This is a genomic window from Micromonospora sediminimaris (assembly GCF_016863575.1).
GTDB classification, from domain to species: domain Bacteria; phylum Actinomycetota; class Actinomycetes; order Mycobacteriales; family Micromonosporaceae; genus Micromonospora; species Micromonospora sediminimaris.
In genome coordinates, this window is the sequence record NZ_BOPD01000019.1 from 58,575 (window position 1) to 75,725 (window position 17,151).

Consider the following 17,151-nt stretch of genomic DNA (forward strand, 5'->3'; position numbering starts at 1 on the left):
CTACGTCGCCGGTCCGACCGGCTCGGACGCCAGTGCCGTCGCCGATCAGTCCGCGTCGGGCGGGCTGATCTTCCCGGAGTCGGTGAACCGGGCTCCGGTCTCGGCGAAGTCGAGCTCGGTGAGGTCCCGCAGCAGCCCGAGACCACGGTCGTCGGGGTCGATCGTCGGCTTGCGTGCCCCGTCCATGTAGGTGGAGGTGAACGAGCCGCCGGCCCAGGTGCCGTCCGCTTCGAGTGACACCTTCAGCACGCCACCCCAGCCGAGCCGACCGTTGTTGCTGAGCGAGTTGCCGCCACCGGCGAAGTTGCCCAGGCTGTACGCGATCAGCCTGCCCTTGTAGAACTCCATCCCGCGCAGCACGTGCGGGCCGTGCCCGACGATCAGGTCGGCACCGGCGTCGATCATGGCGCGGGAGAACTTGATCGGGTCGCCCCGGTTCTCGCCGAGGAACATCTCGGTGCCGGGCCGCACCCGCGTCATTTCCGACCCTTCGGCCCCCATGTGCACCTGTACCACGACGATGTCGGCCTGGCCGGCGGCCTTCTTGATCACCTTTTTCGCGGCCGGGATGTCGGTGAGGCTGTTCGACCACTGGTACGACGAGAAACCGGCGACGGCGACCTTGACGCCCTTCACCTCGACGACAGTGATCTGGTCAGGTGCGCCGGTGTGCTCCAGCCCGTGTTCCTCCAGGGCCTTCTGGGTGTTCTCGTAACCCTTCGGCCCGAAGTCGTACCCGTGGTTGTTGGCCTGGTTGAGCAGGTCGAAACCGGCGTCGGCGAGATGGGCGGCGTACTCCGGCGGCGCCCGGAACTGGAAGCAGCGGGTGGAGTTGGCACCGCACTTGCCGGCCCCGGTGTCCACCGTCAACGGCTCTTCCAGGTTTCCCATCACCAGGTCGGCGGCGAGCGCCTTCTTCACCGAGTTGAAGAAACCCTTGCCGTTGTTCGGGGGGAGCCGGTCGGGTGCCATGGCCATCACGATGTCGCCGGTGGCGGAGAGCGAGATCTTCTTGACCTCGGGGGCGGCCGATTCGACAGGTGCGCCCTCGCCACCGCCCGTGCCGGGTTGCCAGAGCGGCCCCTCGTCGGTGCTGGCGCAGCTGGCGAGGAGGAGGGCGGCGAGCAGCGCCACCACTGCGGCCAGGGTGCGGCGGCGGGGTCGGGGCACGAAGGGTGCGGCAGCGTACATCGTGCGCGACCCTACCGGGCGGATATCGCGGAATCGACCGCCGATCGGGTGAGGAGATTCAGCCCTGGAGCCGATCCGACCATGGCACGACGGTGTCGCGGCCCACCGACAGCACGGCGGCGTGCACCGCCCGGGCCAGTGGCGCACCCCAGGTGGAGCGGGGTCCGCCGTAGGCGTTGATCGGCCCGTCCGACGGGCAGAGCACGGCGACCGCGTCCGTCGGCGTACCGGTGCCGGGCAGCCCCAACTCCGCGATCGCCTGTGCCTTCGCCTCGGTGGCCGTGGCGACCGCGTTGACAAGTGCCGCGTCACCGAGCCGCGCCGGAACGTACGCCACGATGTTCACCGTGCCGACCGGTTGCGCCGATGCCGCCACCGTCGGTGCCGCTGCCGTCGGTGCCGCCGCCGGCACCGGAGTGCCCAGACCGACGGTGGCCCAGACCAGCACGCCGGTGTCGGTCCGCCGCACCACCTCGGCCACGTCGACTCCGGTCATCAGGCCCACGCCGGGCCCGTCCAGGTCGAACTCGCGGGCCAGCCCGGCCAGGTGGTCGGCGGGGTCGTTCCGGTCGTACGACATGGGCACCGTCGCGTTCAGCACCCACCGGCGTACGCCGATCCCACCGCCGAGCGGGGCGGAGCTGACCGCTCGCAGCGCCCCCTCGGCACGCCAGATGAGCACCGGAATGTCACGTTCGTCCTCGCGCCGGGTGGTCAGTAGGGGCTCGGGCAGCACCCGGTGACCCTACGTCCGGGTGTCCACCCCGCCGACCCCGGCCTGACCAGGCGCGGGATTCTAAAGGGCGATCACGACGGGCACGTTACGCCCAACGATCAAGATTCCAGGGGTGCACCTCTGATTCCTGCTCACGTGCGCCTAGACTGGTCGGCGCGCGAGGGATCAGCGGACGGCGGACCCAGGCCGAGCAGACGGCACGCGCAACCGGAGGTGCGCGATGGACGAGGTACTGGCCCGCAGCGGGATCTTCCAGGGTGTCGACCCGGAGGCGGCCGAGGCGCTCGCCAAGGAGATGGAGACGATCGAGGTCCGCAAGGGCGAGGTCGTCTTCAACGAGGGCGAGCCCGGCGACAGTCTCTACATCCTGCTGTCCGGCAAGATCAAGGTTGGCCGCCGGGCAGCGGACGGCCGGCAGAACCTGATCGCCGTGATGGGTCCGTCGGACATGGTCGGTGAGCTGTCGCTCTTCGACCCGGGCCCGCGTACGGCGACCGCGACCGCGGTCACCGACAGCCGACTGGCCCGACTGCGTAAGCAGGCGCTGCGGCCGTGGCTGAACAACCGGCCGGAGATCGCCGAGCAGTTGCTGCGGGTGCTGGCTCGCCGACTGCGCCGGACCAACGACGCTCTCGCGGATCTGATCTTCACCGACGTGCCCGGCCGAGTGGCCAAGAACCTGCTCCAGATGGCGGGGCGCTTCGGCACCCGCGACGGCGGCGTGCTGCGGGTGACGCACGACCTGACCCAGGAGGAGATCGCCCAGCTCGTCGGCGCCTCCCGGGAGACGGTCAACAAGGCTCTGGCGGATTTCGCCTCGCGCGGCTGGCTCCGGCTGGACGGCAAGAGCATCATCATCCTCGACCCGGAGCGCCTGGCCCGCCGCGCCCGCGTCTGATCCCCCGAAGCCCACGTAGCTGGGTGTGCAACTTCAGGGTTGGTGCTGCCTGCCGCGCGCCTGGATGCAGCAACACCCTGAAGTTGCACCATTGACGGCCTCGCACGGCGTGGGAGTGGTCCCTCAAAAAAGTCAAGCTTGACTGTTTGTTTTTCGGGGGGCAGGCTTTCTCGCATGTCCGCTGCATCGACGCGCGTCCCTCAGCAGGAGCGCAGCCGCGCCACCCGGGCCCGGCTGCTGGAGGCGACCGTCGACTGCCTGGTCGAGCACGGCTGGTCCGGCACCACCACCACGGTCGTGGCGTCGCGGGCCGGCGTCTCCCGGGGTGCCCAGCTGCACCACTACCCGACCCGCACCGCCCTGGTCACCGCCGCCGTCGGGCACCTCACCGAACGGCGGGCGGCCGAGTTGCGGGCCGAAGCCGACGCCCTGCCGGCCGGCGCCGACCGGCTGGACCGGGTGGTGGACCTGCTCGCCGCCGCTTTCACCGGCCCCCTCTTCGTCGCCGCCCTCGAACTCTGGGTGGCCGCCCGCACCGACGCCGAGCTGCGGGCCGCGCTGCTGCCCCTCGAAGCCCGGATCGGCCGGGAGATGCACCGACTGACGGTCGAGCTGCTCGGGGTGGACGAGCGGCGTCCCGGCGTCCGCGAGGCGGTGCAGGCCACCCTGGACCTGCTGCGTGGGCTCGGCGTAGCCAACCTGCTCAGCGACGACTCGACCCGCCGGGCCGCGCTGCTGCACGCCTGGAAGGCCCAGTTGACGGCGCTGCTCACCAGCGCGGAGATGGCACCCTGACCGGCCCAACCCGCCCGGAGGCACCCATGGTCGACCTGACCGCCCTGCTCACGGATCTGGCCACCGAGTCCGAGCAGCTCGACGCGCTCGTCGCGGCGCTGCCGCAGCAGGAGTGGGAGCGGCCCACCCCCGCGGCAGGCTGGACCATCGCCCACCAGATCGCCCACCTGGCCTGGACGGATCACGTGGCCCGACTCGCCGCGACCGACGCCGACGCGTTCTACGCCTCGGTCACCGCCGCACCGGATCCGGCCCGGCTGGTCGACGACGGCGCGATCGCCTTCCTCGCCCCGCCCGAGGTGCTGCTGGCCCGCTGGCGGGAGGGCCGTTCGGCGCTCGCGGCGGCCCTCGCCGCCGCCCCCGCCGGGGAGAAGCTGCCCTGGTACGGAACCCGCATGTCGCCGGCCTCGATGGTGACGGCCCGGATCATGGAGACGTGGGCGCACGGCGAGGACGTGGCCGAGGCGCTCGGCGTCACCCGGCCCGCCACCGACCGGCTACGGCACGTCGCGTACCTCGGCTTCCGTACCGTCGGGCACAGCTTCGCCGCCCACGGCCGCGCGGTGCCCACGGCACCGGTCCGGGTGGAACTGGCGGCGCCCGGCGGCGATACCTGGGCCTTCGGTCCGGCGGACGCGGCGGACCGGGTGACCGGTCCGGCGCTCGACTTCTGCCTGCTGGTGACCCGACGCCGGCACCGCGCCGACACCGCGCTGGTCGCTACCGGGCCGGTCGCCGACGGGTGGTTGGACGTGGCCCAGGCATTCGCCGGCCCGCCCGGCACCGGCCGCCCGCCACGAACGGCGGCCTCGGGAGCCAAGCCATGAGCGCACGGTGGCACCGAGCAGCCGCGACCCCAGGGGGCTACCGATGAGCGACGTGCTGCGGATCGGCAACGCCTCCGGCTTCTACGGTGACCGGTTCTCCGCCTGGCGCGAGATGCTCGACGGCGGCGAGCTGGACGTGTTGACCGGCGACTACCTGGCCGAGTTGACCATGCTCATCCTCGGTCGCGACCGGATGCGCGACCCCGACCTGGGTTACGCGAAGACGTTCCTCCGGCAGTTGGAGGGCTGCCTCGGCACCGCGCTCGACCGCCGGGTCACGCTGGTCACCAACGCGGGCGGGCTCAACCCGGCCGGCTTGGCCGCCGCGATCCGCGCTCTCGCCGACCGGCTCGGGCTCCCCGTCCGGATCGGGTACGTCGAGGGCGACGCCCTGGCCCGACCGGACGCGCTGACCGCGAACGCGTACCTCGGGGCGTTCGGTATCGCCGCCTGCCTCGACGCCGGGGCCGACGTGGTGGTGACCGGCCGGGTCACCGACGCCTCGCTGGTCGTGGGGCCGGCCATCGCCCGCTTCGGCTGGGGGCGTGGCGACCTCGACGCGCTGGCCGGGGCCACCGTCGCCGGGCACCTCATCGAATGCGGGGCGCAGGTCACCGGCGGCAACTTCAGCTTCTTCACGGAACTGCCCGACGGTGGGCGCCGGCCGGGATTTCCGGTGGCCGAGCTGCGTAGGGACGGCTCGGCGGTGATCACGAAGCATCCCGGCACCGGCGGCGCGGTCACCGTCGAGACGGTCACCGCCCAGTTGTTGTACGAGGTGGGTGGGCCGGCGTACCTGGGCCCGGACGTGGTGACCCGGCTCGACTCGGTCCGACTGAGCCAGGACGGCCCGGACCGGGTTCTCGTCAGCGGTGCCCGGGGCACGCCGCCGCCGGAGACGCTGAAGGTGGGCGTCAACAACCTCGGTGGTTTCCGCAACTCCATGACGTTCGTGCTCTGCGGGCTGGACATCCCGGCCAAGGCGGCCCTGGTACGGGAGCAGTTGACGGAGGCGGTCGGCCCGGACGGGTTGGAGTTCACGCTGGCTCGCACCGATCACCCCGACGCCGCCGACACCGAGACGGCCAGCGCCCTGCTCCACGTACACCTGCGCGACGGTGACCGGGCGCGGGCCGGGCGGGCGTTCTCGGCGGCGGCGGTCGAGCTGGCCCTGGCCTCCTACCCGGGCTGCACCCTGACCACCCTGCCCGGCGACGCCACCCCGTACGGCGTGTTCACCGCCGACGTCGTGGCGCAGGGCGAGGTCGCTCACGTCGCCGTGCTGCCCGACGGCACCCGGCTGCCGATCGACCCGCCGTCGGTGACCGGGACGGTAACCGACGGGCCGACGTCCGAGCTGGGCGAGCCGGCAGCGGTGGGTCCGAGCCGACGGGCGGCGCTGGGTGAGGTGGTGGGTGCCCGGTCGGGTGACAAGGGCGGCGACGCGAACCTGGGCGTCTGGGCGCGTACCGACGCGACCTGGGCCTGGTTGCGTGGCTGGCTCACCGTGGCCCGGCTGACGGAGCTGCTGCCGGAGACCGCTCCGTTGACCGTCGAGCGGTACGAACTGCCGAATCTGCGTGCCGTCAACTTCGTGATCCGCGGGCTGCTCGGAGCCGGGGTGGCCGCCTCCACCCGGTTCGACCCGCAGGCCAAGGCTCTCGGCGAGCTGCTCCGCTCCCGGATCGTCGACCTGCCGGTCGAGCCGGCGACCGGCGACGCCCCGGCACCGGTCGGCGGGGAGGTACGGCCGTGACCATAGTGGACACTCCGGAGCGGCGGCAGCTGCGGGAGCTGACCCGCGCCTTCGTCACCCGGGAGGTGCTGCCGCACCTGGCCGACTGGGAGCGGGCCGGCGAGGTACCCCGCGAGTTGCACGTGACCGCCGCGAAAATCGGCCTGCTCGGCATCGGCTTCACCGAGGCGGTCGGCGGCAGCGGCGGTGACCTGCTCGACTCGATCCTGGTCACCGAGGAGATCATCCGTTCGGGAGGCTCGTCGGGGTTGGTGGCTGCCCTCTTCACGCACGGCATCGCGCTGCCGCACATGGTCGCCGCGGCCGGTGCCCGGTCGGGCGGCAAGCTCCCCAGACCGCCCGGCGACGCCGTCGAACGCGTTGACCCGGCGGGCCGGGAGCACGACCTGATCGACAGGTACGTCCGGCCGACGCTGGCCGGTTCGATGATCGGCGCGCTGGCCATCACCGAACCCGACACCGGCTCGGACGTCGCGGGCATCCGCACCCACGCCCGCCTCGACGGCGACCACTACGTGGTCAACGGCGCGAAGACCTACATCACCAGCGGAGTCCGGGCGGACTTCGTGACGACCGCGGTCTGCACCGGAGTGCCGGGCAGCGGAGCGCTGAGCCTGCTGGTCATCGACAAGGGCACCCCCGGCTTCACCGTCGGGCGACGGCTGGAGAAGCTCGGCTGGCACTGCTCGGACACCGCCGAACTCTCCTTCGTCGACGTACGCGTGCCGGTGGCGAACCGGATCGGCGAGGAGGACACCGGCTTCCTCGCGATCATGCAGCAGTTCGCGGCCGAACGTCTCTCCCTGGCCACCCAGGCGTACGCCATCGCGCAGCGCTGCGTCGAGCTGGCCGCCACCTGGTGTCGCGACCGGTCCACCTTCGGCCGGCCGTTGGCGAGCCGGCAGCTGGTCCGGCACCGGCTGGCCGAGATGCACACCCGGGCCGAGGCGGCGCGGGCGTACGTGCACCAGGTGGCCGCCCGGGTGGCCGCAGGTGAGCCGGTGGTGACGGAGGTGGCGATGGCGAAGAACGTGGCGGTCGAGGCCGCCGACCGGGTCGTGGACCAGGCCCTGCAATTGCACGGCGGCTTCGGCTACCTGCGGGACGCCGAGGTGGAGCGGCACTACCGGGACGCCCGCATCCTCGGCATCGGCGGTGGCACCACCGAGATCATGAACGAGATCATCGCGAAGGGCATCGGCCTGTGAGCACACTCGACACCGCGATCGACAGGTCCACGCCGGCTTTCCGGGCCAATCGGGACGCGCTGCTGGAACGTCTCGCCGAGCTGGACGCGGCGCTCGACCAGGCCCGGGCCGGCGGTGGCGAGAAGTACGTGGCCCGGCACCACAAGCGCGGCAAGCTGCTCCCCCGCGAACGCATCGAGCTGCTGCTGGACCAGGACAGCCCCTTCCTCGAACTGTCACCGGTAGCCGCGTTCGGCACGGACTTCCCGGTGGGGGCCAGCGTGGTGACCGGGATCGGCGTGGTCGAGGGGGTCGAGTGCCTGGTCGTCGCCAACGATCCGACGGTACGCGGCGGCGCGGTGAACCCCTGGTCGCTTGCGAAGACCCGGCGGGCCGGCGAGATCGCCCTGGCCAACCGGCTGCCGATGGTGAACCTGGTCGAGTCGGCCGGCGCGGACCTGCCCACCCAGGCGGAGATCTTCATTCCGGGCGGCCGGGTGTTCCGCGACCTGACCCGGCTCTCGGCCGAGCGGATCCCCACGGTCAGCGTGGTCTTCGGCAACGCCACCGCCGGTGGTGCGTACGTGCCCGGGATGTCCGACTACACGATCATGATCCGGGACCGTTCGCAGGTCTACCTGGCCGGGCCGCCGCTGGTGAAGATGGCCACCGGCGAGGACGCCGACGACGAGTCGTTGGGTGGCGCCGCCATGCACGCCACGAAGTCCGGTCTGGCCGACTTCCTCGCCGCCGACGAGCGCGACGGCATCCGGCTGGCCCGACAGTGCGTACGCCGGCTCAACTGGCGCAAGCGGGGTCCGGCACCGCGCAACCCGATGCCGCAACCACCGAAGTACGACCCGGAGGAACTGCTCGGCATCACCAGCGCCGACCTCAAGGTGCCGTTCGACCCGCGTGAGGTGCTCGCCCGGGTGCTCGACGGCAGCGAGTTCGACGAGTTCAAGCCGGCCTACGGCACCGCGCTTGTCACCGGCTGGGGTGAGCTGCACGGGTACCCGGTCGGTGTGCTGGCCAACGCCCGGGGCGTGCTGTTCAGCGAGGAGGCGCAGAAGGCGACACAGTTCATCCAGCTCGCCAACGCCGCCGACACGCCGCTGATCTTCCTTCAGAACACCACCGGCTACATGGTCGGCACCGAGTACGAACAACGCGGCATCATCAAGCACGGCGCCCTGATGATCAACGCGGTGTCGAACTCGACGGTGCCGCATCTGACGGTGAACCTGGGTGCCTCGTACGGCGCCGGCAACTACGGCATGTGTGGCCGGGCGTACGAGCCGAGGTTCCTGTTCACCTGGCCGAACGCCAAGTCGGCGGTGATGGGCCCGGCGCAGTTGGCCGGGGTGCTGTCCATCGTGGCCCGGCAGGCCGCCGCGGCCCGGGGTCGCGAGTTCGACGAGGACTCCGACGCGGCGATGCGGATGATGGTCGAGCAGCAGATCGAGTCCCAGTCCGGCGCGCTGTTCCTGTCGGGCCGCCTCTACGACGACGGGGTGATCGACCCCCGGGACACCCGTACCGTCCTCGGCCTGTGTCTGTCGGCCATCCACAGCGGACCGGTGAAGGGCGCCGACGGCTTCGGCATTTTCCGGATGTGAGCGCGAGGAACGCAGCGAAGCGGAGTCCCGCAGTCGCGAACGAAAGGAGGCACGGCAGATGATTCGCAAGCTGCTGGTCGCGAACCGGGGGGAGATCGCCCGCCGGGTCTTCGCCACCTGTCGGACCCTCGGGATCGAGACGGTCGCCGTGCACTCCGACGCGGACGTCGACGCGCCCTTCGTCACCGAGGCCGACCAGGCCGTCCGGCTGCCCGGAAACACCGCTGCCGAGACGTACCTGCGGATCGACCTGATCCTGGACGCGGCCCGCCGCTGCGGTGCGGACGCCGTCCATCCCGGCTACGGCTTCCTCGCCGAGAACGCCGAGTTCGCCACGGCGGTCGCCGACGCGGGCCTGACCTGGGTCGGTCCGCCGGCCAAGGCGATCGCCGCGATGGGCGACAAGCTGGCCGCCAAGGCGCTGCTCGCCGAGGCCGGCGTACCGATGCTGCCCACCTGGACCGACCCGGCGCAGGTGACGAGTTTCCCGGTGCTGGTGAAGGCGTCCGCCGGGGGCGGCGGGCGCGGCATGCGGGTGGTCCGCGACGCCGACGGGCTCGCCGAGGCCGTCGAAGGCGCGCGCCGCGAGGCGGCGGCGGCGTTCGGCGACGGCACGGTCTTCATCGAGCGGTACGTCGAGCGTGGCCGGCACGTCGAGGTGCAGATCTTCGGCGACAGCTTCGGCGCTGTGGTGGCGCTGGGCGTGCGGGACTGCTCGATCCAGCGCCGGCACCAGAAGGTCGTCGAAGAGGCGCCCGGCGTTCTTGGCGACGAGGCGCGGGAGCGGCTGCACGAGGCGGCGGTGGCCGCCGGACGGGCGGTCGAATACGTGGGCGCCGGCACTGTCGAGTTCCTGCTCGCGCCCGACGGGGAGATCCACTTCCTGGAGATGAACACCCGCCTCCAGGTCGAGCACCCGGTAACCGAGCTGACCACCGGACTGGACCTGGTTCGGCTGCAACTTCTGGTCGCCGAGGGCGGGGCGTTGCCGCTGGCCGCGACACCGGCGGCCACCGGACACGCGATCGAGGTACGCCTCTGTGCCGAGGAACCAGCGCACGGCTACCGACCGGCGACCGGCACCCTGCACCGGTTCGCCCTGCCCGGCGTGGCGGCCGAGTTCGGGCCCCTTGCCGCACCCGGGCTGCGGCTGGACTCCGGCGTGGTCGACGGGTCGGCGGTGAGCATCCACTACGACTCGATGCTCGCCAAGGTGATCGCCTGGGCGCCAACCCGGGCGGAGGCGGCCCGTGCCCTGGCCGGCGCGCTGGCCAGGGCGGAGTTGCACGGTGTGGCCACCAACCGGGACCTGCTGGTCCACGTCCTGCGTAGCCCACAGTTCGCTGCCGTCGACATCGACACCGGTTTCCTGGACCGGCATCCGGAGGTCTTCGCCGCGCTGCTGCCCGCCGAACAGCACCCCCTGGTCGCGTTGGCCGCTGCGCTGGCCTCGGCCGCCGCTCGCCGGGCTGCCGCGACGGTGCTGGCCGGGCTGCCCTCGGGATGGCGCAACGTGCCCGCCTTCCCGCAGGTCACCCGCTTCGCTGCCGCTGATGGGGACGAAATCGAGATCCGCTACCGGCTGGACCGCGCCGGCCGGCTCACCGAGTGGACGACGTCGCCTGCGGGCTCGGGATCAGCGACCTCCACCGCCGGCGGCGAGCCGACCGTGAGCCTGGTCGAGGCGTACCCGGAACGGGTCGTGCTCGATGTCGACGGGGTGCGGCGGGTCTACCGGGTACGCCGGGTGGGGTCGGAGGTCTTCGTGGACGGTCCGGACGGGGCGGCGGGCCTGACCGAGCTGCCGCGTTTTCCGCTGCCCACCGCGGAGCTGGCCGCCGGGTCGTTGCTCGCGCCGCTGCCCGGCGCGGTGGCGCGGGTGCACGTCGAGGTCGGTCAGCGGGTCGCCGCCGGTGACCTGCTGCTGACCCTGGAAGCGATGAAGCTGGAACACCCCGTGCTCGCCCCCACCGCTGGTGTGGTCACCGAGCTGCCGGTACCGGCCGGCGGTCAGGTGGACACCGACGCCGTGCTGGCCGTGGTCACCCCCGATGAGGAGTCGCCGTCATGAACTTCGACCTCACCCCCGAGCAGGACCAGCTCCGCGACGCCGTGCGGGCGCTGGGCAGGCGGTACGGGCACCGGTACTTCGTGGCGAAGGCGAAGGCCGGCGAGCACACCACCGAGCTGTGGCAGGAGGCCGGCGAGCTCGGCTACCTCGGCGTCAACATCCCCACCGAGTACGGCGGCGGGGGCGGCGGCATCACCGAACTGGCCATCGTCTGCGAGGAACTGGCCGCCAGCGGCTGCCCGCTGCTGCTGCTCGTGGTCTCCCCCGCCATCGCGGCCACCGTCATCAACCGACACGGCACCGAGGAGCAGCGCAAACGCCACCTGCCGGGCCTGGCCGACGGCTCCCAGAAGATCGTCTTTGCGATTACCGAGCCGGACGCCGGCTCGAACTTCCACCGCCTCGCCACGGTGGCTCGCCGTGACGGTGACGACTGGGTGCTGTCCGGCCGCAAGTGCTACATCTCCGGCGTCGACGAGGCACAGTTCGTCCTGGTGGTGGCCCGCGTCGCCGTCGATGACGGCAATGCCGGCGCTGGGGAGGCGGCTCCGCAGAAACTCAAGCCGGCGCTGTTCATCGTGCCGACCGACGCGGCCGGGCTGACCTGGTCCAAGCTGGACATGGAGATCGTGTCCCCGGAGAACCAGTTCCTGCTCTACCTGGACGACGTGCGGCTGCCCGCCGCGGCGCTGGTCGGCGAGTCGCTGGACGCTGGGCTACCGGCACTGTTCGCCGGGCTCAACCCGGAGCGCATCACGGTCGCCGCGATGGGTGCCGGCACCGGCCGGTACGCCATCGAACGCGCCTCCGAGTACACCGCGACCCGTTCGGTGTGGGGCGGCCGGACGATCGGCTCCCACCAGGGGGTCGCACACCCCCTCGCGCATGCGGCGGTGCAGGTGGAGCTGGCCCGGCTGATGATCCAGAAAGCGGCGGCGCTCTACGACGCCGGCCGCGACCTGGAGGCCGGAGTCTCCGCCAACATGGCCAAGTACGCGGCCGGCGACGCCGCCGCGCTGGCGGTGGACACGGCCGTGCAGGCGCTCGGCGGCGCCGGCATGACCACCGAGTACGGCGTGGCGACGCTGCTCGGCGCGGTACGGGCCGGCCGGATCGCTCCGGTCAGCCGGGAGATGATCCTCAACTTCGTCGCCCAACACCTCCTCGGCCAGGACAAGTCGTACTGAGTCCCGTGACGTGGTCGTCGCGAGTTGCGGCATGTCGCGGGATAAGTCGGGTGGGAAGGCGCAACATGCCGCGACCCGCGGCGGAGGCGTCCGGTTTCCCCGTCGCCGTGTCCGACTCCGACGCGCATACTCACCGTCGTGAACGACACCGGAGCGGCCGGTCAGGCCCTGGACGACGCGATCGAGAACGTGTACGCCCTCTTCGCCCGCCATCAGCTGCCGGCGGACCTGACGGCCTGCGACCACTGTGTGAGCCCGGAGGAGGTGGATCTCTTCCGGCGTACGCCGCTGCGCCAGCTCACCCCGGATCAGCTCGGTGTCTACCTGCTCAACCCCGGCACCTTCGGTGACGACACGGAATTCCCGCACCTGCTGCCCCGGCTGCTGGAACTGTACGCCCGCGACCAGATGGACGGGTGGAGCTCGCCGGACGCGGTGACGAGACGGATCTCCTCGCAGTGGCGCGACTGGTCGGCAGCCGAGCGGGCCGCCGTGACGCGCCTGCTGGCGACCTGGTGGCGGCACATGCTGCACACCTTCGGTGGGCCGAACGAGGCTTGGTATCTGCTGGACGCCGTCCTGGAGTGCGGTGCCGACCTCACCTCCTACCTCGCCGCCTTCACCGAGGTCGGCGAGGTCGCCGCGGCCCGCCACCTGGCCGACGTCATCGACTGGTGCGTCTTCTCGACCGTCCCGGACGACGACCGTTCGACCTTTCAGCGCTGGCTGGCCGGAGACGAGCCGCTGGCCGTTCTCGACGCCGCCGCGACGCACGTCGCCGACCCGGCGGCCGCCAGAGAGATCAGCAGGGGACGAGAGCAGGCCGAGACGCTCCGCGGCTGGCTGCGCGAGAAGGGCCTACGTCCGGACTGATCGGGGCATCGCCGCGCCCCGCCGACCACTCGGCGAGGCCGAACCGGATCAACTATCGGCAGGCGGCGTCTACCCGGTGGACCGGGCGTACCCGGCGGCCCAGCCCTTCGAGCAGGGAGTCCTCGACGTGGAAGTCGTGGATGCGCAGCCGGTACCGGGGCAGTTCCTCCTCCGAGGGGCAGAGCACCTGACCGCGTACCTGGTCGACCGGCACGTAGCGCACCCCACCGCGTTCCTGAAGGATGACCATGTTGACGTCGTCGGTGGTCACCACGTGCCCACGGATCTCCTCGGTGGCCTCGGCGGAGGTCACGCCGGGTTCACCCACAGTGGTCACGGTCAGCGGCAGCACCGGTGTGCTGATCACCGGCAGCGCCGCCCAGACCAGCACCACCAGCACGGCGAGCTGGGTCACCGGGGCGAGTGGTTGGATGACCACCCGGGGCAGCGGGCCGGCGACGAAGAGAGCCAGCAGCGGGGGTACGACAAGCAGCACGATCGGCAGCAGCTCGCCCTGCCGCCCGGCGTCGCGCAGCGTCGGTACGAGCAGCCAGAGGTAGCCGGCGTACGCCGCGACGACGATCAGGACGCGGAGGGCGGGACGCTCGTGCAGGCGCTCCGGCCGGAGTTGGAAGGCCGCCGCGACGGTGGGCAGCAGCAGCGGGAGATACAGCAGCGGCCAGGTCACCAGGGCCATCAGGAAGCTTGCCGCGACGAACCAGCCCGGCGTGATCTCCATCCACCGGGCAAAGAGGGGTCGGCGGGTCAGCCGGTGCCCGCTGGCGGCGAGTACCCCGCCGAGCGCGAACACCGCGACCAGCACGGTGGAGAGCAGGCGGGCCGCCGTGGTGAGGAAGCCGGCGAGCAGGTTCACCGGTCCCACGTTCGCCACCAGCAGCAACGTGGTCTGCAACTCACCGCCGGCCTCGATACCGAGCCGTAGCACCGAGAAGATCGCCGGTACGCCAACCACGGCCGTCCAGAACGACTGGCTGGCCCGTGCCCGTCGCTCGGCCGGATCCCAGCCGCCGGTGGTCTCCGTCCGGGCCGCACCGGGCGGCGGCTCGACCCGCCCCGCCGTGCTCGGCAGCGCCGAAGGTGGCGGGGCGGTCGGCTGCACGGGGGCTCGCAGTACGGGCGGCGGTGGGCCGCCTGCGCCCGGCTCGTCGGAGGCGGTGGCGGGTGCCGCACTCATCGTTGTGGTGCCTTGTCGTCGAAGTCCACAAGCCTCGGCACGTCGAGCGGTTGCGGCTGCCGCTTCTCGCCCCGCAGCCACGGCCCCAACGTGCGGTTGTACGCGGTCAGCCACGGGCTGGCTTCTCCGCTGCGCCCCTGCTGGTAGCTCTTGTCGAGGAAGTAGGCGACCAGGTCGCGCAGGGCCGGGTCCCCGATCGGCACGCCGACGCCGAGCAGTTCGCTGGTGCCGAAGGGCATGTCGACGATCTCGAACTCGGTCGGGTAGCGGGCCAGGAAGCCGGCGAGGATCGTCTCGTCGGAGCTGACCGCGTCGTACTTGCCGGCCCGAATGCCCTTGACGCAGTCCCAGACGTCCTTGACCACAAGCGTGCGGACCTGGTTCTTCTCAAGTTCCGCCTCGGTGGTGGAACCGCCGCTGGTGCAGATCCGGTACTTCGGGTTCCGCAGGTCCTCGATGGTACGGATGGTGTCCTTGTGCCTGGTCGGCACCAGCACCTCCTGGGTGGTCACGAAGTACGGACCGGCGAAGCTGACGAGCTTCTTGCGTTCTTCCGTGATCGAGAAGCTGGATACCACGAGGTCCACCACCCCGCCCTGGAGGGCCGGAATCCGGTCCTCCGTGGACACGGCCACGAATTCCAGCCGGTGCTCCCCCTCGTAGCCGAGGGAAGCGGCGATGTACCTGGCGATCTCGACGTCGAACCCGATGTGGTTCCCGTCGCGTATCTCGCCCATCAGCGGTTCGTCGTCGGCCACCCCGATCCGCAGGACGGGCTGGCCCCAGATGTGTGACTCGCGCAGCTTCTCCTGCACGGACGGCAGTTCCGGCTCCTTCTGACTGTCGCAGCCGGCTGCCGCGCCGAGCAGCAGCGTCAGGGCGACCGCCGCAGTGGTCGCCGCCGCACGCCACCGGGAACTGGAGAGGCTTACCGCCATGGCCACCTCGCTACGTTTCGAGTTTCGGGTTGCACCGAAAGTAGTCGTCCGTGTCGAGTTACCACCATCCGGTGGTCGGTTCCGGCGTGGGTCACCGGCCGGAGAGTTTGATGAGTGACAGCAGGTGGGCGACCAACGTGATGGGGACGCCGAAGGCGGGGACGAGGCTCATCGGCAGGGTGGACATGAGTCCGGTGTCGACGTCGGTGAGCAGGAGGCCGGCCGGGCTGGCCGAGTAGAGGACGCCGAGGGTGACGGCGAGGATGAGATCGGCGATGCCCAGGGCTGTCCAGGCGACGAAGATCCGGTTGGCGCGGTCGACCACGAAGGCCGCCACCAGTGGCGCGGTCAATCCGATGGCCACGTCGCCGATCCCGGCCGGCAGCGCGAAGCCGGCCGGCAACGCGTCGACGGCGACGAGCGCCAGGAACGCCAGTCCCGCTACCCGCCAGGTCTGCAACAGGGCGAGGAACCGCAGATCGAGGCGGCGGGCCCAGGCACGGAACCGCGACGAGCGTACGGCTAGGACGAGCACCGTGAGTGGCGGTACGCCGGCGGCGAGCGCGAGAGCCACTGGCGGATCGCCCGGTGGCGCGCGGAACGCGCCCAGGGCGCTGGCCACAAGCGCGGCGCAGAACCAGCCGACAGCGACGAGCGCGGGCAGGGTCAACAACGAAGCATGGGTACGCACGGGCACGGTCACGAGCCCTCCAGAGTCACTTGTATTTTGCAAGTGACTCTATTGGGGTAGCTTGTGTATCGCAAGTGACTCGGAGGTGCGGATGTCTTCAGCCCGGAACGTGGCCCCCCGCTCGGACTGCGCCATCGCCGGCACGTTGGATCTCGTCGGTGACAGATGGTCCCTGCTCATCGTGCGTGACCTGCTGTTCCGCGGCAATCTCCGATTCGCGGACCTGGCGGCCTCAACCGAGGCGATGCCGACCAACACGCTCACCGACCGGCTACGTCGGCTGGAGGAGTGCGGGATCCTGGTGCGCCACCCCTACAGCGAGCGGCCCCGGCGGTACGAATACCAGCTGACCGAACGCGGCCGGGACCTCGCGCCGGTGCTGGACAGCCTCGCCACCTGGGGCATCGCCCACCTGCCCGGCACCCGACGTCTCGGGGCCGGCTGACACCGCCGTCCCGGCCGCGCACAACCGGCGGTAGCCGCTTGGGTTCACCGCGCGCCGGCGCACCCTGAGCGGCCAGGTCGCTCTTGGCGGTCTCCGCGCGCTGGGCCACCTCAATCTCCGGCAGCTCCTCGAACGACTGGATGTCGCCGTGGCAGACCTTGCCCCTCTTCGGCAACGTCAACCGCAGCAGGTACGCGTCGATGGCGCCGGTCACACAGTCCGACGTCCCGTACGCGGTGATGTCTGCCGCACAGAAAGCGCATTTCCGACTCGCTCGGCACTGTCGCAGCCCCCTCTTCGTTCGGCAAGCTGTTGTTCGTCAGCTGTTCCGCCTGGTGAAGCTGGCTGCTGTTGACAGATCGGCAATCTCCGACATTCTGGACGGGTGAGACGGTTCCCAGGATCCGACGCACGGACCGTGGCGGTGGCTGCGGCCCTGGCAGCGTTCTGGCTGCTCGCGGCGCTGGTGGTGGGGCGCCGGCAGGATCTGCTCGGGGTGGCGGGGGCGCTGCTCTGCGTTCTGCTCGCCACCGTCGCGGGGGTGGCCGTCACCGCTGCCCGGCAGCGTGACGCGGATGTTCGACCGGATAGCGGGCAGCCGTCCGGAGGGCCGGGTATCGAGCCGTCCGGCATTGATGCCGACACGCTGGAGAGCCTGGGCGATCGGGAGGCGGTCCGCGCGCTGCGGGACCGGCATCGACGCGATCGGTGGGGACGCTGACGCCCGCGACTCTCCCGGGAG

16 protein-coding genes are annotated in these 17,151 nt (G+C 71.4%); 11 read left to right on the forward strand and 5 right to left on the reverse strand.

What is annotated here, in order from left to right:
* Nucleotides 1-45 precede the first annotated feature (45 nt).
* Nucleotides 46-1,191: a CapA family protein gene (locus tag Vse01_RS16435; RefSeq protein WP_093409928.1), complete on the reverse strand. Its 1,146-nt coding sequence runs from the start codon at nucleotides 1,189-1,191 to the stop codon at nucleotides 46-48.
* Between the two features lie 58 nt (nucleotides 1,192-1,249).
* The gene (locus Vse01_RS16440) at nucleotides 1,250-1,927 is read right to left on the reverse strand and encodes an adenosylcobinamide amidohydrolase (RefSeq protein WP_093409930.1); all 678 of its coding nucleotides are present in this window, start codon (nucleotides 1,925-1,927) and stop codon (nucleotides 1,250-1,252) included.
* A 220-nt stretch (nucleotides 1,928-2,147) separates the two neighbouring features.
* Here Vse01_RS16440 and Vse01_RS16445 point away from each other — a divergent pair, with 220 nt between their 5' ends.
* The 9 genes from Vse01_RS16445 (at nucleotide 2,148) to Vse01_RS16485 (ending at nucleotide 13,140) form a co-directional block, all read left to right on the forward strand.
* Entirely contained in the window at nucleotides 2,148-2,825 is a 678-nt protein-coding gene (locus Vse01_RS16445) for a Crp/Fnr family transcriptional regulator (protein ID WP_013736306.1), read from the forward strand.
* A gap of 174 nt (nucleotides 2,826-2,999) precedes the next feature.
* Nucleotides 3,000-3,620, forward strand: a complete 621-nt coding sequence (locus Vse01_RS16450; RefSeq protein ID WP_093409933.1) for a TetR/AcrR family transcriptional regulator — start codon at nucleotides 3,000-3,002, stop codon at nucleotides 3,618-3,620.
* A 26-nt stretch (nucleotides 3,621-3,646) separates the two neighbouring features.
* Entirely contained in the window at nucleotides 3,647-4,447 is an 801-nt protein-coding gene (locus Vse01_RS16455; RefSeq protein WP_093409935.1) for a TIGR03084 family metal-binding protein, read from the forward strand.
* A 43-nt stretch (nucleotides 4,448-4,490) separates the two neighbouring features.
* Nucleotides 4,491-6,203 carry an acyclic terpene utilization AtuA family protein gene (locus Vse01_RS16460; protein ID WP_093409938.1) on the forward strand — a complete coding sequence of 571 codons (1,713 nt, stop codon included), beginning with the start codon at nucleotides 4,491-4,493 and terminating at the stop codon, nucleotides 6,201-6,203.
* Nucleotides 6,200-7,411 (forward strand): acyl-CoA dehydrogenase family protein, encoded by a 1,212-nt coding sequence (locus Vse01_RS16465; protein ID WP_093409941.1) that lies wholly within the window; start codon nucleotides 6,200-6,202, stop codon nucleotides 7,409-7,411. The genes Vse01_RS16460 and Vse01_RS16465 overlap by 4 nt, the downstream gene beginning before the upstream one ends.
* Nucleotides 7,408-9,009: an acyl-CoA carboxylase subunit beta gene (locus Vse01_RS16470; RefSeq protein ID WP_093409943.1), complete on the forward strand. Its 1,602-nt coding sequence runs from the start codon at nucleotides 7,408-7,410 to the stop codon at nucleotides 9,007-9,009. Before Vse01_RS16465 ends, Vse01_RS16470 begins: the two co-directional genes overlap by 4 nt.
* 58 nt (nucleotides 9,010-9,067) lie before the next feature.
* Nucleotides 9,068-11,080 carry an acetyl/propionyl/methylcrotonyl-CoA carboxylase subunit alpha gene (locus Vse01_RS16475; RefSeq protein WP_093409946.1) on the forward strand — a complete coding sequence of 671 codons (2,013 nt, stop codon included), beginning with the start codon at nucleotides 9,068-9,070 and terminating at the stop codon, nucleotides 11,078-11,080.
* Nucleotides 11,077-12,267, forward strand: coding sequence for an acyl-CoA dehydrogenase family protein (locus Vse01_RS16480; RefSeq protein WP_093409948.1), 1,191 nt, complete (start codon nucleotides 11,077-11,079; stop codon nucleotides 12,265-12,267). The genes Vse01_RS16475 and Vse01_RS16480 overlap by 4 nt, the downstream gene beginning before the upstream one ends.
* 138 nt (nucleotides 12,268-12,405) lie before the next feature.
* The gene (locus Vse01_RS16485) at nucleotides 12,406-13,140 is read left to right on the forward strand and encodes a hypothetical protein (RefSeq protein WP_093409951.1); all 735 of its coding nucleotides are present in this window, start codon (nucleotides 12,406-12,408) and stop codon (nucleotides 13,138-13,140) included.
* A 52-nt stretch (nucleotides 13,141-13,192) separates the two neighbouring features.
* Here the strand turns inward: Vse01_RS16485 and Vse01_RS16490 are convergent, their stop codons facing one another.
* From Vse01_RS16490 to Vse01_RS16500, 3 genes are all read right to left on the reverse strand, one after another.
* Nucleotides 13,193-14,335 carry a hypothetical protein gene (locus Vse01_RS16490; protein WP_093409954.1) on the reverse strand — a complete coding sequence of 381 codons (1,143 nt, stop codon included), beginning with the start codon at nucleotides 14,333-14,335 and terminating at the stop codon, nucleotides 13,193-13,195.
* A complete protein-coding gene (locus Vse01_RS16495) occupies nucleotides 14,332-15,273 on the reverse strand; it encodes a transporter substrate-binding domain-containing protein (protein WP_093409956.1) in 942 nt (313 codons plus the stop codon). The genes Vse01_RS16490 and Vse01_RS16495 overlap by 4 nt, the downstream gene beginning before the upstream one ends.
* Before the next feature lie 91 nt (nucleotides 15,274-15,364).
* A complete protein-coding gene (locus tag Vse01_RS16500; protein WP_139233238.1) occupies nucleotides 15,365-15,976 on the reverse strand; it encodes a DUF8737 domain-containing protein in 612 nt (203 codons plus the stop codon).
* Between the two features lie 79 nt (nucleotides 15,977-16,055).
* Here Vse01_RS16500 and Vse01_RS16505 point away from each other — a divergent pair, with 79 nt between their 5' ends.
* Nucleotides 16,056-16,409, forward strand: coding sequence for a winged helix-turn-helix transcriptional regulator (locus tag Vse01_RS16505; protein ID WP_093409961.1), 354 nt, complete (start codon nucleotides 16,056-16,058; stop codon nucleotides 16,407-16,409).
* 385 nt (nucleotides 16,410-16,794) lie between these two features.
* A complete protein-coding gene (locus Vse01_RS16510) occupies nucleotides 16,795-17,130 on the forward strand; it encodes a hypothetical protein (protein ID WP_170863602.1) in 336 nt (111 codons plus the stop codon).
* The last annotated feature ends 21 nt before the right edge of the window (nucleotides 17,131-17,151 follow it).

What these genes read in the sequence shown, in the direction of transcription:
- Vse01_RS16435 (WP_093409928.1), bottom strand. Translation starts at nt 1,191, where the DNA reads ATGTACGCTGCCGCACCCTTCGTGCCCCGACCCCGCCGCCGCACCCTG.
- Vse01_RS16480 (WP_093409948.1), top strand. Translation starts at nt 11,077, where the DNA reads ATGAACTTCGACCTCACCCCCGAGCAGGACCAGCTCCGCGACGCCGTG.
- Vse01_RS16460 (WP_093409938.1), top strand. Translation starts at nt 4,491, where the DNA reads ATGAGCGACGTGCTGCGGATCGGCAACGCCTCCGGCTTCTACGGTGAC.
- Vse01_RS16455 (WP_093409935.1), top strand. Translation starts at nt 3,647, where the DNA reads ATGGTCGACCTGACCGCCCTGCTCACGGATCTGGCCACCGAGTCCGAG.
- Vse01_RS16450 (WP_093409933.1), top strand. Translation starts at nt 3,000, where the DNA reads ATGTCCGCTGCATCGACGCGCGTCCCTCAGCAGGAGCGCAGCCGCGCC.
- Vse01_RS16495 (WP_093409956.1), bottom strand. Translation starts at nt 15,273, where the DNA reads ATGGCGGTAAGCCTCTCCAGTTCCCGGTGGCGTGCGGCGGCGACCACT.
- Vse01_RS16475 (WP_093409946.1), top strand. Translation starts at nt 9,068, where the DNA reads ATGATTCGCAAGCTGCTGGTCGCGAACCGGGGGGAGATCGCCCGCCGG.
- Vse01_RS16490 (WP_093409954.1), bottom strand. Translation starts at nt 14,335, where the DNA reads ATGAGTGCGGCACCCGCCACCGCCTCCGACGAGCCGGGCGCAGGCGGC.
- Vse01_RS16505 (WP_093409961.1), top strand. Translation starts at nt 16,056, where the DNA reads ATGTCTTCAGCCCGGAACGTGGCCCCCCGCTCGGACTGCGCCATCGCC.
- Vse01_RS16445 (WP_013736306.1), top strand. Translation starts at nt 2,148, where the DNA reads ATGGACGAGGTACTGGCCCGCAGCGGGATCTTCCAGGGTGTCGACCCG.